At 69.4% G+C, this 24,238-nt stretch carries 18 protein-coding genes; 12 read left to right on the forward strand and 6 right to left on the reverse strand.

Annotation, left to right across the window (positions count from 1 at the left end):
- Nucleotides 1-382, forward strand: a 382-nt coding sequence (locus KBI44_02960) for a PIN domain-containing protein (GenBank protein MBP9143417.1), incomplete at its 5' end; no start/stop codon positions are given.
- Here KBI44_02960 and KBI44_02965 read toward each other — a convergent pair.
- On the reverse strand, nucleotides 334-2,331 hold the full coding sequence (locus tag KBI44_02965; GenBank protein ID MBP9143418.1) for a SpoIIE family protein phosphatase: 1,998 nt from the start codon (nucleotides 2,329-2,331) through the stop codon (nucleotides 334-336). The genes KBI44_02960 and KBI44_02965 overlap by 49 nt on opposite strands.
- A 183-nt stretch (nucleotides 2,332-2,514) precedes the next feature.
- Here KBI44_02965 and KBI44_02970 point away from each other — a divergent pair, with 183 nt between their 5' ends.
- Genes KBI44_02970 through KBI44_02985 form a run of 4 tightly spaced genes read left to right on the forward strand, consistent with a single transcriptional unit; the run spans nucleotide 2,515 to nucleotide 5,824 of the window.
- Complete coding sequence (locus KBI44_02970; protein MBP9143419.1) at nucleotides 2,515-2,913, forward strand: hypothetical protein; 399 nt, start codon at nucleotides 2,515-2,517, stop codon at nucleotides 2,911-2,913.
- A gap of 28 nt (nucleotides 2,914-2,941) precedes the next feature.
- A complete protein-coding gene (gene nuoB, locus KBI44_02975) occupies nucleotides 2,942-3,472 on the forward strand; it encodes an NADH-quinone oxidoreductase subunit NuoB (protein MBP9143420.1) in 531 nt (176 codons plus the stop codon).
- Nucleotides 3,444-5,153, forward strand: a complete 1,710-nt coding sequence (locus KBI44_02980) for an NADH-quinone oxidoreductase subunit D (GenBank protein MBP9143421.1) — start codon at nucleotides 3,444-3,446, stop codon at nucleotides 5,151-5,153. Before nuoB ends, KBI44_02980 begins: the two co-directional genes overlap by 29 nt.
- A complete protein-coding gene (locus KBI44_02985; GenBank protein MBP9143422.1) occupies nucleotides 5,150-5,824 on the forward strand; it encodes an NADH-quinone oxidoreductase subunit I in 675 nt (224 codons plus the stop codon). Before KBI44_02980 ends, KBI44_02985 begins: the two co-directional genes overlap by 4 nt.
- Before the next feature lie 147 nt (nucleotides 5,825-5,971).
- On the opposite strand, the gene KBI44_02990 is transcribed toward KBI44_02985, so the two are convergent.
- Both KBI44_02990 and KBI44_02995 read right to left on the reverse strand, forming a co-directional pair.
- On the reverse strand, nucleotides 5,972-7,360 hold the full coding sequence (locus KBI44_02990; GenBank protein MBP9143423.1) for a HAMP domain-containing protein: 1,389 nt from the start codon (nucleotides 7,358-7,360) through the stop codon (nucleotides 5,972-5,974).
- The gene (locus KBI44_02995) at nucleotides 7,357-8,088 is read right to left on the reverse strand and encodes a response regulator transcription factor (GenBank protein ID MBP9143424.1); all 732 of its coding nucleotides are present in this window, start codon (nucleotides 8,086-8,088) and stop codon (nucleotides 7,357-7,359) included. Before KBI44_02995 ends, KBI44_02990 begins: the two co-directional genes overlap by 4 nt.
- 136 nt (nucleotides 8,089-8,224) lie before the next feature.
- On the opposite strand from KBI44_02995, the gene KBI44_03000 reads away from it, so the two are divergent.
- The 7 genes from KBI44_03000 (at nucleotide 8,225) to KBI44_03030 (ending at nucleotide 18,355) form a co-directional block, all read left to right on the forward strand.
- Nucleotides 8,225-9,142, forward strand: coding sequence for an alpha/beta fold hydrolase (locus KBI44_03000; protein MBP9143425.1), 918 nt, complete (start codon nucleotides 8,225-8,227; stop codon nucleotides 9,140-9,142).
- Between the two features lie 42 nt (nucleotides 9,143-9,184).
- Nucleotides 9,185-9,598 carry a hypothetical protein gene (locus KBI44_03005; GenBank protein MBP9143426.1) on the forward strand — a complete coding sequence of 138 codons (414 nt, stop codon included), beginning with the start codon at nucleotides 9,185-9,187 and terminating at the stop codon, nucleotides 9,596-9,598.
- A 40-nt stretch (nucleotides 9,599-9,638) separates the two neighbouring features.
- Complete coding sequence (locus KBI44_03010; GenBank protein ID MBP9143427.1) at nucleotides 9,639-11,534, forward strand: 2-oxoacid:acceptor oxidoreductase subunit alpha; 1,896 nt, start codon at nucleotides 9,639-9,641, stop codon at nucleotides 11,532-11,534.
- Between the two features lie 132 nt (nucleotides 11,535-11,666).
- A complete protein-coding gene (locus KBI44_03015; protein ID MBP9143428.1) occupies nucleotides 11,667-12,701 on the forward strand; it encodes a 2-oxoacid:ferredoxin oxidoreductase subunit beta in 1,035 nt (344 codons plus the stop codon).
- 266 nt (nucleotides 12,702-12,967) lie between these two features.
- On the forward strand, nucleotides 12,968-14,764 hold the full coding sequence (locus tag KBI44_03020) for a glycogen debranching enzyme (protein MBP9143429.1): 1,797 nt from the start codon (nucleotides 12,968-12,970) through the stop codon (nucleotides 14,762-14,764).
- A 244-nt stretch (nucleotides 14,765-15,008) separates the two neighbouring features.
- Nucleotides 15,009-16,490: a hypothetical protein gene (locus KBI44_03025; protein ID MBP9143430.1), complete on the forward strand. Its 1,482-nt coding sequence runs from the start codon at nucleotides 15,009-15,011 to the stop codon at nucleotides 16,488-16,490.
- On the forward strand, nucleotides 16,487-18,355 hold the full coding sequence (locus KBI44_03030) for a hypothetical protein (GenBank protein ID MBP9143431.1): 1,869 nt from the start codon (nucleotides 16,487-16,489) through the stop codon (nucleotides 18,353-18,355). Before KBI44_03025 ends, KBI44_03030 begins: the two co-directional genes overlap by 4 nt.
- Nucleotides 18,356-18,373: 18 nt before the next feature.
- Here the strand turns inward: KBI44_03030 and KBI44_03035 are convergent, their stop codons facing one another.
- The 3 genes from KBI44_03035 to KBI44_03045 all read right to left on the reverse strand — a co-directional run bounded on the left by KBI44_03035 (nucleotide 18,374) and on the right by KBI44_03045 (nucleotide 24,211).
- Nucleotides 18,374-19,876 carry a hypothetical protein gene (locus KBI44_03035; protein ID MBP9143432.1) on the reverse strand — a complete coding sequence of 501 codons (1,503 nt, stop codon included), beginning with the start codon at nucleotides 19,874-19,876 and terminating at the stop codon, nucleotides 18,374-18,376.
- A 206-nt stretch (nucleotides 19,877-20,082) separates the two neighbouring features.
- Nucleotides 20,083-21,474 carry a thioredoxin family protein gene (locus KBI44_03040; protein MBP9143433.1) on the reverse strand — a complete coding sequence of 464 codons (1,392 nt, stop codon included), beginning with the start codon at nucleotides 21,472-21,474 and terminating at the stop codon, nucleotides 20,083-20,085.
- Nucleotides 21,475-21,616: 142 nt separating this feature from the next.
- The gene (locus KBI44_03045) at nucleotides 21,617-24,211 is read right to left on the reverse strand and encodes a serine/threonine protein kinase (GenBank protein ID MBP9143434.1); all 2,595 of its coding nucleotides are present in this window, start codon (nucleotides 24,209-24,211) and stop codon (nucleotides 21,617-21,619) included.
- Nucleotides 24,212-24,238 lie beyond the last annotated feature (27 nt).

The raw sequence follows: 24,238 nt of genomic DNA on the forward strand, positions 1-24,238 counted from the left end.
GCAATCTGGCGCCGAAGGCTGGAGAGGCCGTCTTTGGAAATCGGGTGGCACTTCTACCGGGGCACTTCTACCGCACTTCTACCTCCAAACCGCCGACAGTGAAACTCGGCTGGCACCTCAGCCCCGCTGGCACCTCAGCCCCTCAGCCGAATTTCTTGTGGCGGAGTTCGGCCACGAGCTGCTCCTGCTCCCGGCGAACGCCCATCGCGACCTGATCGAGCTCGCGGCGCGGAAAGGGCTCGCCGGCGGCGCGATCTACGACGCTCTGGTTGCCGCGACCGCGCTCCATGCGCGCGCGACGCTCCTGACTCGTGACCGTCGCGCCGCTTCGACCTATGAGGCCGTGGGCGTCGACTTCGAGCTGCTCACCGCCGCGCGGTAGACCATGACCACCAGGGTGCGGTCGTCGTCGGCGGGGAGGCCGCCGGTGTGGCGGCGGACGGCGTCGAGCAGGCGGTTGCGAACGGTCTCGGCGCTCGCCGGAGGTCCGGCGAGGTGCTGGCGGATGCGGTCGTAGCCCAGCTGCTCGCCGGCGGCGTTCACGCATTCGATCAGGCCGTCCGAGAGCCAGACCAGCGCGTCGCCTGGCGCGAGGTTGCCGGCCGCCTCGCCGGGCGGCGCCGCGAGGTGACCGATCGCACCCAGCGGCATGCCGGGCACCAGGATCTCCTCGACGCCGCCCGCCGCCCGCACGACGTAGGCGGGGGGGTGGCCCGCGTTGGTCAGCTCGAAGGCGCCAGTCGCTGGATCGAACAGCGAGAGGCTTGCGGTCACGAAGCTGCGCTCACCGGGCTTGCTGCGCAGCAGCCGATGCAAGCGCGCCAGGATCGCTGGTGCGGCGACCCGGTCCTCGACGAGGAGGGTGAGCGCCGACTTGACCAGCGCCATGCGCAGACCGGCGGCGAGGCCGTGCCCGGCGACGTCGGCGATCACGACGGCGACCCGGCCGTGACCCGCAGTGAGGATGTCGAAGTAATCACCGCCGATCGCCGCGCTGGGCTCGAAGAAGGTCGAGAACTCGACCCCCGGGCGCTCGTCGATGGCGGCCGGCAGGAGGTCCTGCTGGACCTGGCGGGCGAGCGCCAGCTCTTTGTCCAGGACCTCCTTCTGCGCCGCGGTCTGGACGAGCTCCTCGAGATGCTCGGACATCTCGTTGAAGGAGCGCTGGAGGTCGCCCAACTGGTCCTTCCGCCGCACCGGGATACGGGTGGAGAAGTCGCCGCGGGCGATCGCCTCGGTTGCGCTCGACAGCCGGTTCACCGCGCGAGAGAGGCCGAAGATCATGAAGATCGCGACGGCCGCGGCGACGAGGTAGATCTCGGCGAAGAGCACCGCGACCCCGAGGAGCGCGATCCAGGCTTTCGAGTCGACCTCGGCCGAGGTCTCGAGCATGGCGCGGAAGAGGCTGGGCGGGCTGCTCGCCAGGGCGGCGCCGACGCCCTCGGCGACGCGCTCGCCGGTCGAAAGGAGCGGCAGGGCGCCGGTCGATTCCAGCCAGAGGATCGACGGCTTCTCGTAGAAGCGCGGCTCGCCGGCCTCCGCCGGGGGATTGAGCTGGTAGTACTCAGCGCTCTGCTCCGGTGTGCGATCGAGCCCGCCCAGGCGTATCTCCAGCCCGAAGATCTGCAGGCGGGTGGTCTTTCGCCGCGGATCGTCGTCGCGCAGGAGCTCCACCCAGGTCCGGGTGCGGCGACGCAGCTCCGAGTCGAGGTCGCCCCCGAAATAGACCAGCACGCCGCGCTCCTCGGCGCGCGCCACGGCGGCGGCCGAGAGGCGGCCGTCGGAGAGGGCGACGAAAGGCGGCGGGCCCGACTCCTTCTCGAGACCTTCCTCGATCCAGGCGGGCCATGTGAGCGGCGCCTCCGCTCCGCCGGAGATCTTGCGTCCGTTGCGGTACTCCGCGAAGGCGAGCGGTCCGGAGCTCTCCGGCGGGACGTCCTTGCGGAGGCGGATCTCGGAGAGCCGGGCTTGTGCGGCGACGCCGAGCTCACCCCGGAGATTGTCGAGCGCATCACGGTAGAGATGGCCCAGGAGGAAACCGCCGAAGAGGTAGGCGGCGAGCAGGAAGATCAGGGCCAGCATCGCCATTGGCAGGACGCCGACCGTGAAGTAGGAGAAGGCCAGCCGGCGTCCGACGCGCCAGAAGAACCGCCGCCAGAGCACCCGGAAGGCCCAGACCGTCGCCACGAGGACCAGGCAGGCGAGCGCCAGCTTCGAGAGGGTCCTGAGCACCCCCGAGTCCAGCGCCATCGCCAGTCCGCGGAGCAGGACGAACAACAGCCCCGAGATGAGGAGGGTGGTCTGAGTGAGGGTTCGCGAGGCGCGCGGCACGAGGGAAACCCGAAAGGTATCAGGAACCTGTGCTGAAACCTACGCAGAAGTCGGTGTGCAGTTTCAGCGGAACTGTCCGCGAGCGTGCTGCTTGGCCTAGAATAGTCGCCAGCGTGCGCGCCCGCCGGGGTGAGTCGATCCCGCGGCCTTTTCGCCGCCCGCCTTCATCAGAGGAGAGGCCTCGTGTCCCGACTGCCACGCGCTCAAGAGTACCTGAAGACCGGATTCAACGCCGAAGCCGCCAGCGCTGCGCGCTTCCGTGCCGCTGCTGTGCGCGCGACGGAAGAGGGACACCCGAAGCTCGCCGAGGCTTGGCGGGTGCTCGCGGCCGAGAAGGACGAGCTGGCGCGCCTGCAGCTCGAGGCCGCCGGTCAGGTTCGAGGGGGTAACCAGGACCTCGAGGCCGCCCTCGCCGAAGAGCGCTACGAGAACGATTCGCTCTATCCGCGCATGTCCGGCGAGGTGGACGCCGTGACCGCGGCGGTCTTCTCCAAAGTGGTGGCCCGCCAGAAGGAGCATCTGGCCCGGCTCGACTCGCTGCTCGACGCCATGACGCGCTCGCCCGGCGACATTTCGGGCTGATACGATGACTCTGCAAGGCGGGGGGCCGATGGCCACGAACGACGAGATTCCGATTCAGGGCGAATCCTGGGTGACGACGCGGCTCGACACGATCGCCGAGTGGGCGCAGCGGCATTCTTTCTGGCCGCTTCCCTTCGGCACGGCCTGCTGCGCCATCGAGTTCATGAGCACCGTTTCGAGCCACTATGACATGGCGAGATTCGGTTACGAAGTCGTGCGCTTCTCTCCCCGGCAGAGCGATCTCATGATCGTCGCGGGCACGATCACCGACAAGATGGGGCCGGTCCTGAAGCGCATCTACGACCAGATGCCGGATCCCAAATGGGTGGTCTCGATGGGCGCCTGCGCCTGCTCCGGCGGCTTCTACCGCGCGTACCACGTCATGCAGGGCATCGACGAGATCATTCCGGTCGATGTCTACGTTCCGGGCTGCCCGCCCTCTCCCGAAGGCCTGATCTACGGAATCCTCCAGGTCAAGGAGAAGGTCGCGCGCGATCGCAAGGCCAAGAATCTGAAGGGGAGGGGGAAGGTTGCCGGTGCCAGCTCAGACGCTGCTTGATCGCCCGTTCGATCGCTTCCCGAGCGGAGGCGTAGTTCCTCAGGAGGGGCTGGATCAGCCCACCTGGATCGTCGCGCGCGAGCATCTGCTCGAGCTCTGCCGCGACCTGCGCGACAATCCGAAGACGCGTTTCGACCTGCTGCTCGATATCTGCGGCGTCGACTTCCCCGAGAGGACGGAAGAGGCCGGCGGGCGATTCGAAGCGGTCTACCACCTGTATTCGATGCCGCGCGGCGAACGCCTGCGGCTCAAGGTTCCGCTCACCGAGGCCGACCCGGTCCTGCCCTCGGTGGTCCCGGTCTGGAAGGCGGCCGACTGGTTCGAGCGCGAGGCCTGGGATCTCTTCGGCTTCAAGTTCACCGGCCACCCCAACCTGCGGCGGATCCTGACCCACGACGGCTTTCAAGGTCACGCCTTGCGCAAGGACTACGACGCGGCGAAGCGTTGGATCCTGACCGAGGACAAGATCTTCGCTCCGACGCTCGTCGCGCCGCCCGACAGCGGCGACGCGATGTTCGAGCGCATGACGATCAACATCGGGCCTTCGCATCCGGCGATGCACGGGACCTTCCGCATGGTCGCGATGCTCGACGGCGACCAGATCGTGGCCTCCGAGATGGAGGTCGGTTATCTCCACCGCTGCTTCGAGAAGATGGCGGAGACCCACACCTGGCAGCAGGTCATCCCGTACACCGATCGCCTCAACTACTGCTCGTCGTTCATCAACAACGTCGGCTACTGCAAGACGGTCGAGAAGATGCTCGGCATCGAGGCGCCGCCGCGTGCGGTCTGGGCGCGCACGATCCTCTCCGAGTTCTCGCGCATCATGGACCACTGCGTCTGCAACGGCTCGACGCTCGTCGACCTCGGCGCTCTCACCAACTTCTGGTACTTCTTCCAGTCGCGCGAAGAGATCTACACCCTGCTCGAGTCGGTCTGCGGCGCCCGTCTGACGGTGTCGGCGAACCGGATCGGCGGCTTGATCGCCGAGCTGCCGGACACCTTCGAGGCGCAGTGCCGGCGCCTGCTCGAGTTCATCCCGCCGCTCATCGACGACATCGACACCCTGGTGGCGAAGAACCGGATCTTCCTGGATCGGGCGGTCGGTGTCGCCGCGATCTCGGGCGAGGACGCGGTCAACTGGGGCTGGACGGGTCCCTGCCTGCGCGCCTCGGGCGTCGCCTACGATGTGCGCAAGGCCCATCCGTACGATCTCTACGACACCCTCGATTGGGAAGTGCCGGTGTTCCAGGGAGGCGACGTCTACGATCGCTTCCGGGTGCGCATGGCCGAGATCCGGCAGTCGCTGTCGATGATCCGCCAGCTGCTCGACCGCGGCATGCCGGCAGGCCGGTGCATCGTCGACGATCCGCACATCGCGCTGCCGACGAAGGAGGCCTGTTACAACCAGATGGAGTCGATGATCTATCACTTCAAACTGATCATGGACGGCATCCAGGTGCCGCCGGGAGAGCGCTACGGCATGGTCGAAGGGGCGAACGGCGAGCTCGGTTTCTATTGCATCTCGGACGGCTCCGGGAATCCCTACCGGATCAAGGTGCGGCCGCCCTGCTTCCCGATCTTCTCGACCTTCTCGACGCTCATGATGGGGCACACGATTTCGGACGTCATCGCCACGCTCGGCGGTCTGAACGTCATCGCCGGGGAGCTCGACCGATGAGCGTCAATCCCGCGGCCCTGAAGCTCCCTGGCGTCGAGAATCACCCGAAGAAGATCGTGCCGCGGCGCATGACCCTCGCCGAACGCTTCTACCTGCCGCTCCTCGGGGGTCTCGTCGTCACGATCCGGCACATGTTCCAGAACCTGCTGCGGATCCGCAAGCGCGTGACCATCGAGTATCCGGAGGAGCGCCGCGAATACAGCCCGCGCTATCGCGGTCACCACATCCTGACCACGCGGCCGGACGGCTCGGTGCGCTGCGTCGCCTGCTATCTGTGCGCCACGGCCTGCCCGGCGGAGTGCATCCACATCGAGGCCGCGGAGCACCCGGACGTCAACATCGAGAAGTACCCGGTGGTCTACGAGATCGACATGCTGCGCTGCGTCTTCTGCGGCTACTGCGTGGATGCCTGCCCGGAAGAGGCGATCATCATGTCGAACAACTACGACATGGCCTTCTACAGCCGGGAGCAGTCGATCGTCGGCAAGGCCGACCTGATGAAGCCGTTCACGGTCGACGAAGGCCGCCTCGGCTACCGGCCCGCCAGCCTCGAAGAGGACGGCCGCCGGGCGAGCATGCGCAACCAGGCCTTCGACCTGGTCGCCGCCGCGAAGCAGAAGGCCGGCGGTGCTGCTGGCTCCGCTGCCGCTGCCCGCCCCGCCGCGCACTGAAGGTCCCCACTCCGCCCGCGAGTGGAAACGCCGGCGCCCCCGTCCGAAGCGGGGTGCGCCGGTTCACTCCTCCGCGAGCCGTAGCGACACCCGGACAATCGCAGCCTGGAGGCGGCCTCTGGTGCGCGGGCGACACATGCGTCGCCCTCAGGCTGACGGGGGGGAATCCGGCGCCGCGGGGAGGAGGACCTCGAAGACGGCGCCCGGACCCTCATCGAGGAGGCGAACACGGCCGCCGTGGACCTCGGTCGCCCACTTCACGACCGCGAGGCCCAGCCCGCCGACGGCGTGGCCACCGGGCTCCTGGGCGCTGCGATAGAAGCGGTCGAAGATCCGCTCGCGGTCGACGGCCGGGACGCCACGGCCGCGGTCGGCCACGACCAGGCGGTGAGAGTCTCCCTGCGCAGTGACTGAGATCTGAACGGCGTTGCCAGGTGGGCTGTGCTTGATCGCATTGTCGATCAGGTTGAAACCGACCAGACGGAGCAGGCCCGCGTCTCCCACAACATCGAGGCCAGGGGCGATGGAGCAGTCGAGGTGAACGCCGAGCTCGCCGGCGATCTCTTCGAACGCCGCTGCGGACTCGGCGACGAGGCGGGAGAGGTCGAGGCGCTGGCGGACGATCGGAGTCTCCTGGCCCGGCTCCTGGCGCGCGAAGGCGAGCAGTCCCTCGACGACCCGCTGCAGGCGGTCGATCTCCTGGAGATGCTTGCGCAGCAGGGACTGGTACTCCTCGGCGGTGCGCGGGCGTCTGAGCGCCACCTCGAAGCCGGTGCGGAGAATGGTGATCGGGTTGCGGATCTCGTGCGAGGCGTCGGCGGTGAAGCGCCGCATCGCCTCGACGCTGGTCTCCAGCCGCGTGAGCAGATCGTTGAAGGCACCGGTGAGGACCGCGATCTCGTCGACCATGGTCCCCTCGAAGACCAGGCGGTCGCCGAGGCGCCCGGAGTCGAGCTTGCGGATTGCCGTCACCAGCTTGTCGACCGGCCGCATCGCGCGTCCGGCGAGCAGCCGGCCGCCGAGGGCGGCTGCCGGAATGACGACCAACCCGCCGAGGAGCAGGCCGTTGCGCACGCGGCGTTGGGCCTCGAGGGCCGGCGCGACGCTGCCGATCGCCTCGACGACGAGGTCCGGTCGCGCGCCGCCGACATCGTGCTGGACGACGACCAGCGGCCGCGCGCCACGGATCATGCGCACGGTGTTGGCGCTGTCGAGCGCCCTCGAATGGGCGAGGACGGGAAGCTCCGGGGCACCCGGAGTCGCGGCGAGCAGGCGATCGTTCTGGATCAGACGGATCCAGATCGGGAAGGGATCGCGCTCCGGCTCCGCGAGCTCGGGCGCATCCAGCCGGCCGCTCGACCCGATGTAGGCGGCGACGGTCTCGGCCTCGGTCTTGACGACGAGCTGGATGTCGCGCTGCGTGCTCGAACGGGTGTGGACGTACACGGCTGCGGCGATGACGCCGTAGAGAGTCAGCAGCGTCGCTCCGAACCACCAGCCGAAGACGCCCTTGAGCGAGCGGGACCGCCGGCTCACGGGCTGCGCTCGCCCGGGCCGGAGGCGCCATGGCTGTCGGTGTTGCGGGCGCGGCGCCCGCTCGCACGCAGGACGTAGCCCATCCCCGGAACGGAGTGGAGGAGTCGGGGGGCCCCGTCCGCTTCGAGCTTGCGTCGCAGGCGCGCCACCATGACGTCGATGACGTTGCTGCGCGCTTCGTAGCGCTCGTCCCAGACGTGCTCGGCGATCTCGGAGCGGGTGAGCGTGGCGCCGGGATGGAGGAGGAAGTGCTCGAGCAGGGCGAACTCCTTCGGCGTGAGCTCGATCTCCCGGCCGCCGCGATGGACCCGCCGCGCGGTCCTGTCGAGGGCGAGGTCGGCGATCGCCAGGAGGCTCACCGGCTCCGCCGGACGGCGGCGAAGGAGGGCACGAATCCGCGCCAGCAGCTCCTCGAAGGCGAACGGCTTGGTCAGGTAGTCGTCCGCGCCGGCATCGAGGCCGGCGATCTTGTCGGCCAGCAGGTCGCGGGCGGTCAACGCCAGGACCGGGGTCGAGCGCCCCTCCCGCCGCCACTCGCGCAACAGAGCGAGGCCGTCGCCGTCCGGCAGCATCAGGTCGAGCAGCACCAGGTCGTACGGGTTCTCGATCACCAGATCGCGGGCGCGTCCGCAGGTCGAAGCGAGGTCGGCTGCGAAGCCCTCCTCGCGCAACCCTTTGGCGACGTGGTCGCCGAGCCGGTACTCGTCCTCCACGATCAGGATGCGCACGCACCCACTATAGCCAAAGCCGCCCGCTCCACCCCTACCACCCTTTCAGGGAACGACCTGGCTCGGTCGCGGCCGGCGCCACAGCTTCGAGGACGGCTGCTTCGAGGGCTGGTACTCTCTCCGGAGCTCTCGAGCCATGCCATTCAACTCTCCACGTTCCTCTCGCCGGCGATGGCGGTGGTTCCTCGGCGCCGGGGTGCTGGTGCTTCTCCTGCTGCCTTTCGGGTGTTCCATGCTCGGCCCGGCGTTCGAGCCCGCGATCGACACACCGGAGATGAGGGCGCGCGAGCTCAGCAGCCGATTCGTCGAGTCCGGTTCCGGCCGGGTGCACTTCGTGGTCGCCGGGCGCCGCGAACCCAACGCCCCGCGGGTGCTCTTCGTGCACGGATCTCCGGGCACCTGGGATGCGTGGCAGCGGTTTCTGGAGGATCCGGAGCTCGGCGCCGCGGCGCGCCTGATCGCCCTCGACCGGCCGGGATTCGGAGGATCAGAGCGCGGCGCAGCGGAGCCATCCCTTGTCCGCCAGGCGGCGGCGCTCGCCGCGGTGCTCGAGCGCGACGCCCTCCCAGGGGAACTGCCGGCCCGGCGGGCGATCATCGTCGGTCACAGTCTGGGCGGTCCGATTGCCGTCCGGCTGGCGATCGACCGCCCCGATCTGGTCGCCGCACTCGTGCTGGTCGCGCCGTCGATCGATCCGGCGCTGGAACGCCGACGCTGGTACAACATCGCCGGTGCGACCCGCGTGGTGCAGTGGTTCCTGCCCATCGACTGGACGATTTCGAACCGTGAGCTCTGGCCGCTCGAGAGCGAGCTCAGGGCGATGCTGCCGCGCTGGCCGGAGATCCGTTGTCCGGCAATCGTTGTGCAGGGTCTCGATGACGATCTGGTGCCGGCGGCGAACGCCCTCTTCGCGGAGCGCCAGCTTTCCAGAGGCGGCGTTCGGGTCGATCGCTACTCGGACGCGGGGCATTTCCTGCTCTGGCAGAGGCCAGAGACGGTGCGCCAACCGGTGCTCGAGCTGCTGGCGCGCCCCGGCATCGCCGACGCCGACTGAACTAGACTGCGCCCGGCGGTTCCGGGTGTGGAGGGGCGGGGCATGATGCGCAGCACGATCACGGTCATTGTCGGGATTCTCCTGGGCAGGCTCACCACCGGACTGCTGGGGATGGTCGGGCACGCCCTCTACCCGCCGCCCGCGGACCTCGCCCTCGAAGGCATGGACGAAGCCTGGCGGCAGTTCATGGCGGGGGCACCCACGGGGATGTTCCTCGCCCTGCTCCTGGCGGGCGCCGGCGGGGCCTTCGTCGGCGGCCTGGTGGCGGCCCTGCTGTCGGAGCGCCGGCGTATCCTGCACGCCCTCGCCGTCGGGGCGATCCAGACCGGCTTCGCCGCCGTCCAGTTCCAGATGGTCCCGCATCCGCTCTGGTTCACGGTTCTGGGCGTGACGGTGCTGCTGCCGGCTGCGGGCCTGGCGGGGCTTCTGGTCGGCCGCGAACCCGAACCGGCGTGAGCCTCGCAGGCTTCGAAGCGGGTGCTAGAATTCCCGCCCCATGACGCTCCCCATTCTCGATTCCAGGGCCGGATCCGGACCGAATTCGCAAGCGGCCTCCGGCCGCGCCGTAGCGCATGAGAAGCTCGACGACGTCGTCATCCGGTTCGCCGGCGACTCCGGCGACGGCATGCAGCTCACCGGCTCCCAGTTCACCAACACCTCGGCGCTCCTCGGCAACGACCTCGCGACCTTTCCCGATTTTCCGGCCGAGATCCGCGCCCCGCAGGGGACGCTCGCCGGGGTCTCCGCCTTCCAGGTGCGCATCGCGGACTACGACATCCACACCCCCGGTGACGCGCCCGACGTTTTGGTCGCGATGAATCCGGCGGCGCTCAAGGTCAACCTCAAGGACCTGAAGCCCAACGGCGCGTTGATCGTCAACCTCGACGAGTTCGACGAGCGCAACCTGAAGAAGGCCGGTTTCGATTCCAATCCCCTGGAAGACGACAGTCTCGCGAAGTACCGGCTGTTCAAGGTCGAGCTCACGACGCTGACGCGGCGGGCGCTCGAGGACAGCGGGCTCGACGCCAAGTCGCAGGAGCGCTGCAAGAACTTCTTCGCGCTCGGCATGGCCTACTGGATGTTCAGCCGGCCGATCGAGGGCACGATCCAGTGGCTGGAGAAGAAGTTCGCCGCCAAGCCCCAGCTCGCCGCCGCCAACATCCAGGTGATGAAGGCGGGCTACAACTATTGCGACATCACCGAGGTCTTCCACACCCGCTACGAGATCGAGCCGGCGAAGCTCCCGGCCGGCGTCTATCGCAACATCACCGGCGGTACGGCGATGGCGCTCGGCTTCATCGCGGCTTCGAGAAAGAGCGGGCTGCCGCTCTTCCAGGGCGCCTATCCGATCACGCCAGCCTCGGACCTCCTGCACGAGCTCGCGATGTTCAAGAACTTCGGCGTCACCACCTTCCAGGCCGAAGACGAGATCGCAGCGGTCTGCGCGGCGATCGGGGCGGCCTTCGGTGGCGCGCTGGCGATCACCTCGACCTCGGGACCCGGGCTGGCGTTGAAGAGCGAGGCGATGAACCTGGCGGTGATGGTCGAGCTGCCCCTGGTGGTGATCGACGTCCAGCGCGGGGGCCCCTCGACAGGATTGCCGACCAAGACCGAGCAGGCCGACCTCCTGCAGGCGATGTTCGGGCGCAACAACGAGTCGCCGCTGCCCGTGATCGCCGCCTCTTCTCCCGCCGACTGCTTCGCGCGCGCCATCGAGGCCTGCCGGATCGCGATCCGGCATATGACGCCGGTGGTTCTGCTCTCCGACGGCTACATCGCCAACGGCTCCGAGCCCTGGCGGCTGCCCGAGACCGCCGATCTGCCCGACTTCGGCGTCGAGTTCCACACCCGTGCCGAGGGCTTCCTGCCCTACCTGCGCGACCCGGCGTCGCTCGCCCGACCGTGGGCGATTCCCGGCACGCCGGGGCTCGAGCACCGCGTCGGCGGTATCGAGAAGCAGGACGGCACCGGCAACATCTCCTACGACCCGCAGAACCACGAGCACATGGTGCGCATCCGTGCCGAAAAGGTGGCTCGGGTCGCCGACATGATTCCTGATCTCGAGGTGCATGGCGAGCAGGAGGGCAAGCTCCTCGTGCTCGGCTGGGGCTCGACCGCCGGCGCGATCCATGGCGCGGTGAACCTCGCCCGCCGGCAGGGCGCGAAAGTCAGCCGCGCCCACCTCCATCACCTGAATCCGTTCCCGAAGAACCTCGGCGACGTCCTGTCGCGGTTCGAGACGGTCCTGGTGCCCGAGATGAACCTCGGCCAGCTGGCGCTGCTGCTGCGTGCGAAGTACCTGAAGGACATCGTGAGCTACAACAAGGTCGAAGGCAAACCCTTCTACCGCTTCGAAGTCCTGGCGAAGATCCAGGAGGTCTTGTCCGCATGAGTTTCGAGAGGCGTGGCGTCGACGCCGGCCGCGGCGCGAAAGGCTCGAACGAGGTGTTTGCCGACGAAGCGCTGTCGCCTTCGTCGCAGCGACGGTGCGGTCCTGGCTCAGGGCCGCTGGGAAAGTGATCTCATGACGATTGCAGCTGCGCCGCTCTCGAAGAAGGATTTTCAGACCGACCAGGAGGTGCGCTGGTGCCCGGGGTGTGGGGACTACGCGATTCTCTCCGCGGTGCAGGCGGTCTTTCCGGAGTTGGGGATTCCGAAGGAGCGCTTCGTCGTGGTGTCGGGCATCGGCTGCTCGTCGCGCTTCCCTTACTACATGAACACCTACGGCTTTCACACGATCCACGGCCGCGCCCCCGCGGTCGCGACCGGTCTCAAGATCTCGCGGCCCGATCTCGAGGTCTGGATCGCGACCGGCGACGGCGACGCGCTGTCGATCGGCGGCAACCACCTGATCCATACGCTGCGCCGCAACGTCGGCGTCAAGATCCTGATGTTCAACAACCGGATCTACGGCCTCACCAAGGGACAGTACTCGCCGACCTCCGAGGTGGGGAAGCGCACCAAGTCGACGCCCTACGGTTCGATCGACTATCCGTTCAACGCCCTGTCGGTCGCGATCGGCTCCGGCGCCACCTTCGTGGCGCGCTCGGTCGACATCTTCCAGGCGCATCTCAAGGAGACGCTCAAGGCCGCCGCCGCGCACAAGGGCACGGCGTTCGTCGAGATCTACCAGAACTGCAACATCTTCAACGACAAGGCGTTCGCCCCGATCACCGACAAGGAGTCGCGCGACGACGCGGCGGTCTACCTCGAGCAGGGCAAGCCCCTGGTCTTTGGCAAGGGAAAGAGCAAAGGAATCCGGCTCAACGGGACCGAGCTCGAGGTGCTCGACTTCGCCGCCGGCTTCGGCCCGGACGACTGTCTGGTCTGGGACGAGACGCGGATGAATCCGGCGATCGCCTTCATGATCGCCCAGATGGGACCCCCCAACTTCCCGACGCCGCTCGGCGTCCTGCGGCGCGTCGACGTGCCGTCGTTCGAATCGGGCGTCGTCGGCCAGATCGAGCGCGAGACCGAGCGCAAAGGTCCCGGGTCGCTCGACCAGCTCCTCCGGAGCGGCGACATCTGGACCGTCCACGAGGACGGCACGGTCTCCTGACCAGACCGCGTTCGAGCGCCGCCAGAGAAGTACCGGCCGCCGCTCTCGCGGCGGCGGGGGACCGCGACTGCAGCGTTTTCGACCAGCTCGGCGTCCAGAAGACGGCGACAGGTCATCGCTTCACCCTCTTCGCGCCGAAGGCGCAACGAGTCGAGCTCGCCCTCAACGCGGCGCCAGCGCACACTCCCTTTACCGAGCTTTTCGCGCTCCAGTCTTGCGGGGCTGCCAACGAAGCGAAAGGCTGCTGGCAAGGGGAGGTCGCGGGTCTGCCGAACGCCTTCGAGTATGCCTACCGGTTGGATGGCGGTCCGGAGCTGCTCGACCCCTACGCCCGCAGCCTGACCGGCGGGGAGGTCTGGGGGGACCGGTCCTCGGAGGCTGCCGGCTGGAAGTTCCGCCGGTATCGCAGCCTCTTTCAACCGGTCGCGGCCTTGGCGCCGGGCGTCGGGCGACCGCCCCGGCCGCAGATCGCCGATTCCGAGCGCGTGATCTACGAGCTGCATCTGCGCGGATTCACGCGCCACCCTTCCTCGGGCGTGGCCCACCCTGGAACCTACCTCGGCCTGATCGAGAAGATCCCCTATCTGCAGTCGTTGGGTATCACCACAGTCGAGCTTCTGCCGCTCCTCGAGTTTGACGAGACGGAGAACTTCCGGCGCAATCCGGTGACCGGCGAGCGGCTGCTCAACTACTGGGGCTACTCGCCGGTCTCGTTCTTCGCCCCCAAGGCTTCCTACGCCTCGGATGCGACCCCGGGCGCGGCACAGGCGGAGCTCATGACGATGATCGACGCGCTCCATGCCGCGGGGCTCGAGGTCGTCGTCGATGTGGTCTACAACCACACGGCGGAGGGCGGCGGGGGAGCGTCCGATCCGCTGCACTCGTTCCGTGGCCTCGCGGAAGAGACCTACTACCTGCGTGATCCGGCGACCCGCCGGCCGCTCGACGTCACCGGCTGCGGCAACACGGTCAACACGAACCATCCGGTGGTCCGCCGTCTGATCCTCGACTCGCTGCGCTTCTGGTCGGAGGAGATCGGCGTGGACGGTTTCCGCTTCGACCTCGCCTCGGCCTTCTATCGCGGTCTCTCGGGAGAGAAGCTCACGGCCTCGCCGCTCGCCGCCGAGATCGCCGCTGATCCTGTGCTCGCCGGTCGCCTGCTGATCGCCGAGCCGTGGGACGTGACCGGCTTCACTCCGCCGGCGGGATTTCCGCCGCCGTGGCGAGAATGGAACGGCGCCTTTCGCGATGATGTGCGGCGATGGGTGCGTGGAGACGAGGTCGCGCCGCGCACGCTCGAGCTCCGCCTCGCGGGCAGCCCCGATCTCTTTCCGCCCCCGCAGTCGCGCGCGGCGGCGATCGACTTCGTCACCTGCCACGACGGTTTTCCGCTCGCCGACCTGGTCAGCTACTCGACCAAGGCGAACCGTGAGAACGGCGAAGAGGACCGCGACGGCTCGTCGTTCAACCTGTCGTCGAATCACGGCGTCGAGGGGGAGACGAGCGCGCCGGAGATCCTGGCGACGCGCCACCGCCAGGTCGCGAACTTCCTCGCCCTGCTCCTGCTCTCCCGCGGCACGCCGATGCTCCTTGCAGGGGACGAACGCGGCCGCAGCCAGCGCGGCAACAACAACGCCTGGTGCCAGGACAACGAGATCTCGTGGCTCGACTGGAATCTCGCGGCCGGTAGGCGGGAGGCGCTCGTCCGCGGCCTGCTCGCGCTGCGCCGCGAGCTCGCCGACCTCGCCTTCGGCGAATGGTCGGAGTGCGCGGCATTTCATCCGCCTGCCGGTCCCGACGCCGGCCGCTCCGAAAGGGCGGTCCTGCTGGTGACACGCGACGAGACCGGAGGCCGCTCCGTCCTGTTGGCGCTCAATCCGGGCGCGGCGCCCGTCCGGTTCCCGCTGCCGCGCGCTGCCGCCGGCAAGCCCTGGCGCCTCGCCTTCGACAGTTTCGTCGAGGCCGCCGAGACGCACGCGCCGCCCGCGGAGCGGCCCCAGTTCGCTCCCGGGACCTCCGAGCTCGGGGTGCAGCCGCACTCGATCCGGATCCTCCTCGCCTGATCCTGCGCTCCGCGCCTCGAGCCAACGCTGGCGCTCTGGAAACGTCTGCCTCTTTGCACGGCCGGGCGGCCCGGGTGACCGGCAGCGGCGACGTCACCCTGCGCTCCGCCCAGTAGTCGTCTACCTCGCCGACCTCGTCCCCGGGCGACGCATGCGTCGCCCGCCAAGGAATCGGTGGTCGGTTGATCGGGCGCCGCGGGGCAGAAGCCATGGGCTAAGCTGCGCGCGGATGCGATCCGCTGGCGTGAGAGGTCACTGGCTCGGGATGGCGATCGCGCTGTGTGGCCTCGCGGCAGTGGCGTCGTTCTGGCTGCGCCCGCCGCAGGTCGTCCCGACGGGAGACGAACCCGACTACTACCGGGCGGCAGTTCACCTCGCCCGCAGCGGAGTCCTCTCGATTGCGCCAGTGAGCCTTGCGGCCCCGCCGCGCGACGCCTACCGCGAGCCGGGCTATCCGTTCCTGCTGGCGGCCTATTGGCGGCTCGCGCGGGTGCCGCTCACCGACGAGACGCCGGAGTCGTGGACCGTTCTGCCGGGCGCGGCGGCGCGCGGCATCGCCGTTGTCGGCGCGCTCCTGCTCGCGGCGACGGCCGCGGGGGCCGGCTTCGCCGCCCGCTTCGCTGGCGCGAGTGGGCGGGCCAGCCTGGCCGCAGCGGTCCTGGTCGTGGCGAGCCCGGCGCTGCGCCAGGCGGCGCTGGTCCCCGGTTCGGAGGGGCTTGCGGCGGCGCTGATGACGCTTGCCGCCTGCGGGCTGGCTGCAGCCGTCACCCGTTGTGGAGGCAGCGGAGTCGCCGGAGGTATCGGAGGTATCGGAGGCATCGGAGCCAGCGGAGCCGTCGCTCTCGCCGGCCTGGCTACCGGGCTTTCCCCGCTGGCGCGCGGCGCCGGAATCGCGCTCGTCCCGGTGGGGGTGCTGGTGCTCTTGCTGCTTCCGCGGAGCGTCTCCCTGCGCCGGCGCGCTGCGCGGGCGGGAGTGTTCGCGTGCATCGCGCTCCTGCCCGTGGTCTTCTGGATGACGAGAAACTCCCGCGCGACCGGGCACTTCGTGCTCGCGGACCGGGGTGGAGCGGTGCTCTGGACTCGGGCCGAGCTCGACCGGCAGATCGCGAACGAGGGGATCCTGCCGGCGATCTTTGCGTGGACGCCGCTCGAGTCGGCGCGGCGCGCCGGCGAACGCCGGTGGCCGGAAGCGACCTACTCGCGATACCAGTGGGAGGGCGAAGGGAACTACTTCACGCGTGCGATGCGCAGCTGGCAGGCGGCGCGGCGCGAGTCCGCCGATCCCCTCGCGGCCGATCTGGCTCTGGGCCGCGCGGCCGTGGGGGAGTTCCTCCGGCGGCCCGGAGATCACGCTCTCGCTGCGCTGGCCGTGGCCTGGCGGGGAGGATTCGCGGAACGTTCCCCCGAGCTCGCGGCGCCGTTCGACCTGACGTTCGCACTCGGCCTGCTCCTGGGCGGCGGCGTCTTCTGGATCGTCCTCGCGGCCGTTCGCGGCGGACGTGTCGTGACGCTCGTCCTGCTTGCCGGTCCGGTCACCCTGTTCGTCGTCCATGCGACCGCTACCGAGTTCCTGCCCCGATTCGGCGTACCCGGGCTGCCGTTGATCGCGGCGGCGCTGGCGGCGACGATTTCGCATTGCGGTGCGCTCGCGGAGCGCAGCCGAGGGGCGGACCATGACCCGAAGCGGACCGCGGATCCCGCCCGCGCCGGGTCGAACGAGCGTTGAGAGTTCCGCGCTGGCTCGCAGGGGTCGCGGGCCTCGGGGTCTTCTCCTGGGTATGGTTCCGTAACGCCTGGATCAACGACGACGCCTTCATCACCTTTCGGACGATCGAGCAGTTGCTGGTCGGCAACGGCCTGCAGTGGAATCCTCACGAACGGGTCCAGGCGTTCACCCATCCGGCCTGGCTCGGCCTGCTGCTGCCGCTGCGGGTGGCCGGTCTCCCTCTCGCTGCCGCGGCGTTTCTGCTCAGTTGGCTGGCCGTCTCCGCGGCACTGGTGTTGTCGTGGCGCACGGTCAGCGGCCGACCGGCAAGAGCCGGGCTCTTCGTTGCCGCGGTCGTCGGTTCGCGGGTCCTCCTGGACTACACGTCCTCCGGTCTGGAAACCCCGTTGTCGTTCCTGCTGCTCGTCGCGTTCGTGCACCTCGTTCTGCGCTGGGAACGCGGCGAGGGAACTGGCCGCAGCGGCGACAGCTGTGACAGTGGTGCCAGCCACGGGGTGACCCCCGTCTTCCTCGTGGCTTCGGCGCTCCTGCTGACGAGGCACGATCATGCGCCGCTGCTCGTGCCCGTCCTCGCTCTCCTCGCGGTGCGGCGCTTCAGGTTCAGCCGCGTCCGCTGCGGCGCCGAGATCGCTCTGGGCCTCTCGCCGTTCGTGATCTGGTCGCTGTTTGCGTGTCTCTACTACGGTTCCCCGTTCCCGAACACCGCGCTCGCCAAACTGGGCGCCGGCGTCCCCCGAAGCGAGCTCTTCGCGCAAGGTCTGCACTACGTACGGGCGACGGCCACGTGGGATCCGCTCTGGATTCCCCTCCTGATCGGCGGCGGTTTCGCGGCGGCGCGCAGCGCGCCGCTCGGCCGGGCGCTCGGCATCGGCGCCGCTTTGCACATGAGCTATGTGACTTCGATCGGTGGCGATTTCATGGTGGGCCGATTCTGGGTACCGGCGGCGGTCGTGGCGCTGGTCCTTGCGGTCGTCGAGCTGCCCGACCGGGTCGTGCGTGGCAGTCTGGCCGGCGTCCTCGTCGTCGGCCTCTTCTGGCCGCAGTCGGCGCTCTGGAGCGACCGCGACCATGTACCGAGCTGGCCGGTGGGCGCCCCGGGCATGTCCGGCATTCGCGACATGAAGGGCGATCTGCCGGGATCCGAGTGGCTCTCCGCGCTCCTTCGCGACGGCTGGCCCGCGCCGATGGTCGAGCCGCTCACTCCGCCCAGGGTCATCGGCATTCTCGGCCGGCCGGGCTTCCGGGCACACCCGCGCCAGATTCTGGTCGACCGCTATGCACTTTCCGACCCGTTTCTCGCGCGCCTGCCGTACGAGCCGCCCTGGGAGATCGGGCACCTTCGGCGGCACGTTCCGGAGGGCTACCTCGAGAGTCTCGCGGTGGGTGAGAACCGCCTGCGGGATCCCGCGCTGGCCGGGCTCTACGACGACGTGCGCCTCCTGGTCTCCGCGCCGGTCTTCGACCGCGAGCGTTGGCGCAGCGCGCTACGACTGGCTCGGCGCGATGGCGTCGGTCGGCAGAAGGACGTGCGATGCCCGCTCCTCAGCGTCCGGTTGTCGGGCATCGACGGGGGGAGGTTGGTCGAAGCACCAGTTCTGTCTCCCTCCGTCGAGGTCCTGGACCGCAAGCTCTTCCTTCGAGGTGTAGCCGCGCTCGGCGAACGCGCGCGGATGTGGCAGCTCGAAGTGTCTGTCGAGCCGTTGCCCGCCCGCGCCGAGCTTCGCTGCGTGGCTTCAGCTTCGAACGCAGCGCTCGATCTCGAGGTCGAGCTCGTCTATGAGGACTCAGCGCGAGCGAGCCGCGCGGCCGCGAACGGACCTTCCCTGGACCTCGTCCTCGCAGCGCCCACCGCTCCCGACGGCTGAGGCAGCCGACTTCCCGAGTCAGGGCGCGACGGCCGACCAGCGGCCGGTGTCCGAGCTCTCGAAGCCGTCGTCGAAGAGGTTCGGCCCTGCCGTCGCCGCGGCGATGTGGATTGCCTTCAGGCCGGGCCGGTCGATGCCGGTGCCGTTCGTCGGGTCCGGAAGGACGACCTCGGTCGAACCGGCCATCGCCGTCGAGGTGAAGCGCAGCCGCCCGTTTTCGTAGGCGACGATGATCGTCCCGTCCTCCTCGAGATCGATGTCGGTAGGCACGAAAGCGGAGAGGTTGAGGAAGCCCAGCGATTGGCCGGAAGCGTTGAAGCGCTCCAGCCGGCCGCCGCAGCGGACGCCGAACATCTCGCCGGTGGCGTCGGCGGTGATGCCGCAAACGGTGAAGGCCGTGCCCGGGTTGGCGTCGTCGTCGAGCACGATCGGTCCGCCGACCACGTCCAGGTTCGGCGTGCTCGGGTCGAAGACGTCGACCGTGAACTTGTCCAGCCGCAGGGCATAGAGCAGGCCGTTCCAGCCGACGTTGAGGTCGATGTAGGTGGTCGAGGTGGAGAAGCGAGCGACGCTGAAGCCGTTGGCGGTGTCGAAGCGGACGATGCCGCGGTCGTCGCCGTTCCTCAGCATGTCGGTAGCGAACACGTAGTCCCCGTGAAGCGCCACACCGCCGTAGGCGTGCGAATCGCTGGGCGACTCCCAGATGCTCCAGCCGGGTACGGGATGATGCTCCCAGGTGCCGGCCCGGGTGTCGAAGACCGAGAGCTGGACGACGTCGAGCGCGCCGGCGCCGGTGCCGGTGCCGTTGAAAATGTAAAGCCGCCCGTCGGGGCCCATGACCGCGTCCCGGACGACCTCGGCGAAAGCGTGAAGCCCGGTAGGACTCGTGCTGGTGCCGAGCATGACCGGAAAACTCTCGCGCAGAGCGCCGGCGCGGGTGAACTCGAAGAGCCGGTTGGTGCGGACTACGACGAGGTTCTCGGCCGAGATCCAGGCCTCGCCGACCGTCCCGAGCGCGGCGTTGAGCGTGCCGTGCAGAGCGGGCGTGGCGCCCTCGCAGTGCTGATCGAACGAGGCCGTGAACCGCAGCGGCCAGCCGTAGTAGTCGTAGAGGAGCGAGTTCACCTGGAAGTCGCCGGTGACGGTGTTGCAGCCGGAGAAACCGTGGCCGACGTCGAGCCCGGGAGTCGCTGCTCCGCTGCTGATGCAACGCACGGCGCTGGGGAAGCTGCCGCTGGCGAGCAGTTGTCCGGGCCCCGAGGGCGGTTCGAAGCAGAAGTTCCACTGGTTGTTCTGCAACTGGTTGAAGATCAGGTCCACGCCGAGTCCGCTGTTGCGCTTCAGCCGCCACGGCCCGTTGGCCGAGGTCACCGTTCCCGAACCCCCCTGGCCGATCGTGTCCCCGGGGTCGGAGGTGTAGGAGAAGGTCACGGTCGGCACCGTCAGGCGCTCCTCCTCCTGGGCGGCGAGCGGCACGGTGGCGACGACGAGGAGCAGTGCGCCGGCGGTTCTTGGGCCCATCCGAAGACTCCGTTCTTTCACGCTCGAGCGGCGCAGGGGCGCCGATCGAACGTCCTGGATTCGAGGTCGCGATCGAACACCCCGCCCGGTCGCGGCCGGCGAATGGATCGAATTCCGAGCTTCTGGGGATTGTACGAGCAGGAAGCTCCCGGGTTTTCCCGCCTGGGCGCTGGGCGAGCGCGCCCGGGTCTGCCGGCCGAAGTCCGCTAGGGCGCGGGCGCCGGCGCGGCCGATGCGAGCGCTTCGAGCTCTTTGCGAATGGCCGCCAGCGTGCGCTCGGAGACCTGGCCGGGCGGCAGCGCCCGGGCCTCGGCCAGGGTCGAGTCGAGAGTGGCGCGCGCCGCGATGCGGTCCCCACTCTCGTCCTCGATCTTGGCGCGGGTGCGCAGGATCCCGAGGCGGCGCGGGCCGTAGGCTCTCGCCAGGGCGCGATCGGACGCGGCGAGGGCGCGCGGGAACTCCTTCATGGCGCGGTAGGCCACGGCGAGCCGTGCGGGCGGGTTGTAGTCGCCGGGGAAGTCGCGCTCCGAGGCCTCGAGCATCGCAATGGCGCGCTGCGGCTCGCCGATCTCGAGGTAGGCGGAGAGGCGATGCGAGTCGAAGACGGCGCGGGCCGCCGGAGTCGGTGCCTGGGCTGCGGCGCGCTCGAGCAGAGCGATCCACTCTCCGGACAGTCGCTTCTTGCCGATCTCGTCCTTGGCATCCTCGCGGGCGCCGATGAGCGAGATGTAGAGGCCCGAGCGATCGTCGTCAGCGATACCCAGAGCGGGATCGTCGAGCGCCGCACGTGCGGCCCGCTCGAGGTCGGCGATCGCCGCGCTGCGCCCGGGAGCGGTCGCCGCGAGCCCGACCGCGCAGTCGAGTCCGACTGCCGCGACCGAAGCCGAGGATGGCGTGCCGGCGATCCGGGGCAGAAGCTCGCGCGCCGCGCCGGCGCACTCCGCACCCCGGTCCGCCTTCTGCAGGGAAAAGAGATAGGCGTCGGCGACGCGCGGCAGCGGCGTCCACGGCGTGGGGGCGCGCCCGATGACCGCGGCGTAGGCGGTCGCCGCCTTGTCCCAGGCGGCGGCGCCATAGAGCCGGTCGGCCTCTTCGAGGCCTCCCTGCAGGCTCGCTGCTTCGGCGGCACCCGGCGCTGCGGCATCCGGCGCCAGGCTCTTGCCGGCCGCCGGCGCCCGCGCCTCTTCGAGGAAACGGACGAGCTGCTCGATCGTGGCGCTCCCGGTCCAACGGAAGGTCACGGTCTCGGTCCGCGGGTCGATGACGTACATCGAAGGCCAGGCTCCGACCGGGAACTTCGCGACCGTCGCGGCGTTGCCCGGCTTTTCGGTGTCGATCGCCAGCCAGACGAAGCGTTCGGCGAACGGCGCGAGCTTCGCATCCGTGTAGACGTAGGCCTGCATCGAGCGGCAGCTGTGGCACCAGGGAGCCCAGGCCTCGAGGAAGATCGGCAGATTCCGGGCGCGCGCCTCGGCGAGCGCTTTCGGATAGTCGTCGTCGATGAACGGCACCGCGGCGCTGGCGGCGATGGCAACAGCGGAGATCGGGACCGAGAGGAGGAGGGCGGCGAACGCGGCGAGACGCGCAGTGCGATACATGTTCGAACGTTAACACCCATCTCCAGGCGGATTCCCACCTGCGATGGCCACCGGCTCCCGCGAGCGGCGCCCGCCTCGGCCCCGATCCTCCTCGACGGCAGTTGCGACGGTGACGCCGGTGGCCCGGTAGGAGGCTGCTCGGTCAGCTCTTGGCAGCGGCCGCGGAGGTGATCGCCTGGGCGCGGGCTTCGAGGGGCGCCGCGCCGGCGTCGTCGCCACGTGCCTTCAGCGTCTTCGCCAGGTTGGTGAGCGCTTCGGCGACCGCGGCGCTCTCCGCCCCCGCGACCTTCTCGAATCCGGCCAGAACCTGCCGCTGCAAAACCTCGGCCTCCTCGAAGCGCTTCTGGAGGAAGATCTGTCGCGCCAGGTTCGCCGTAACCTGCCAGACGAAGTGGTGTTCCTCGCCCAGTTGCTCACGGAAGAGCTCGAGGACGCTCCGCATCTCGCGCTCCGCCGTGGCGTGATCGCCGCGCCGCGAGGCGATGAGAGCCAGGCCGTTCTTGCATTTGCCGACCTCGAAGTGGCGCGGATTGATCGCCGAGAAGATCGCCAGGTGCTCGCGGTAGAGCGCCTCCGACTCGTCGAGGCGGCCGCGATCGAGGAGGAAGAGTGCATAGAGCTGAATCGACTGGCCGGTGACCGGGTGGTTGTCGCCCAGCTTCGCGCGGCGAATCTCGAGTCCGCGGCGAAGCAGCCCCTCGGCCTCTTCGTGGTGGCCCTGGGTGTCGAGAACGTGACCGAGATTGACGTAGCTCGCCGCTGTGCTGGGGTGATCGGTTCCGAGGCGCTTCTCGAAGACGGCGAGGGCGGAGCGATTGGCCGCTTCGGCCTCATCGAGCCGCCCCAGATCCTCGAGCAGGACGGCGAGGTTCCGCAGGTGGGTCGCTGTCGGCAGCGCGTCGTCGCCGAGCGCCGCGCGATAGGCCTCCCAGACCTTGCGCTGGCCGACCTCCGACTGGACGGCCCGGCCCCTCCAGAAGAGCATCTCGCTGTATTCGCTCCGCACCCGCGCCAGCATCAGACTCCCGGGAGGTTCGCTGACCTCCAGCGTTCGCACGGCGCTCGTGAGCGCCTTCTCGGCCTCGTCGAGCCTGCCCTCGGCGAGCCGCACCGAGCCGAGGGTCGCCGTGGCGCTCGCGATGGCGGGGTGGCCCGCCGGAAAGAGTCCGCGGCGAAGTTCGAGCGCGGCGCTGGCGTAGCGCGCGGCGGCGTCGAGCTGACCGAGCGTCTTCTCGATCCGCGCCACCGCTTCGAGCAGGTCGGCGCGGATCTCCGGGTCGCGGCCGAAGCCTGCGGCATCGATCTGCCGGCCGGCCTGCTCGATCAGCTGGCTCGCCGTGGTCGTGCCGCCGATGCCGTAGTCGGGGCTGGCGATCTCGAAGGAGGCGACGAGGAACTCCTTCACACGCTCGGCCCGCGCGGCGTTGGATTCCGCCCTTTGGGCGTTGGCCTCGGCGCGGACCGCGTTCGCCGCCGCACGCCGTGCCTGCCAGAGCGCCGCCGAGAGGCCGGCGGCCAAAGACAGCATCGCGAGTGCGGCGGAGATCACGCCCACTTTGTGTCGCGCGACGAACTTCCGCGTGCGGTAGAGACTCGAATCGGGGCGCGCTCGCACCGGTCGGCCGTCGAGGTGGCGGCGGAGGTCGTCGGCCAGCGCGGTCGCCGACTCGTAGCGCCGCCCGGGCTCACGGGCGAGGGCCTTGAGCACGATCGTGTCGAGATCGCCCATCAGCAGGCGCGCCCGGCGTGTCTCACCGGCCTCCGCAGCCGCCTGACTCGGCCGCGTCATGGTCTCGCGTTCGAGCTGGTCGGTGAGCGCCACCGCCGAGCTCCCGGAACGGTCGTGGGGGAGTCGCCCGGCAAGGAGCTCGTAGAGCACCACGCCGAGAGCATAGACGTCGGTCGCCGTGGTCACCGGCTCACCGCGAATCTGCTCGGGAGCGGCATAGGCCGGGGTGAGGGCGCGGGCCTCGAAGTGGGTGCGATCGCCGGGATCTCCAGCATCGTCCGAGAGCAGTTTGGCGATCCCGAAATCGAGCAGCTTGACCCGTCCCTCGCCGTCGACGAGGATGTTCGAGGGCTTGAGGTCGCGATGGACGATGAGGCTCCGATGCGCCACCGCCACGGCGTCGGCGACCGCGATCAGCAGCTCGAGTCGGGTGCGCAGTGAGGCGCCGTGCGCCCGGCACCACTCGCCGAGGGCCTCGCCCTCGACCCGTTCGAGAGCAAAGAACGGCCGCCCGTCGGCGGCGATGCCGCCGTCGAGGAGGCGCGCGATATGGGGGTGCTCGAGGCGGGCGAGAATCTGCCGTTCGCGCAGGAAGCGCCGGAGGACCTCTTCGGAGTCCATGCCGCGTTTGAGGAGCTTCAGCGCCACGATCTGGTCGAACTGACCGTCCGCGCGCTCGGCCTCCCAGACTTCACCCATGCCGCCGCGTCCGAGCAGGGCGCGCAAACGATAGGGCCCGACCCGCTCTCCGGGGGCCGCGCTCGATGGGACGCGCCCGTCGAGCGCCTCGCCGACGATCTCCGGAGCGAACTCGCCGACGCCCCCGTCGAGGAACTTCTCGCCGGCGGAGTGGTCAGCGGCAAAGAGGTCCACGACCACTCTGCCGAGCTCCGGGTCGCTGGCGGCGAGCTCTGCGAGCGCCGCCGCGCGCGCGCCCGGCGGCAGGTCTGAGAGCTCCTCGAAGCGGCGAAGTGCGGTCGCGAAGCGGCCGGGGTCCGGTCGCCTCACCGCGCGAGACTCTCGAGCGACGTCCTG

The sequence above is a fragment of the Thermoanaerobaculia bacterium genome (genome assembly GCA_018057705.1).
Lineage (GTDB): Bacteria > Acidobacteriota > Thermoanaerobaculia > Multivoradales > JAGPDF01 > JAGPDF01.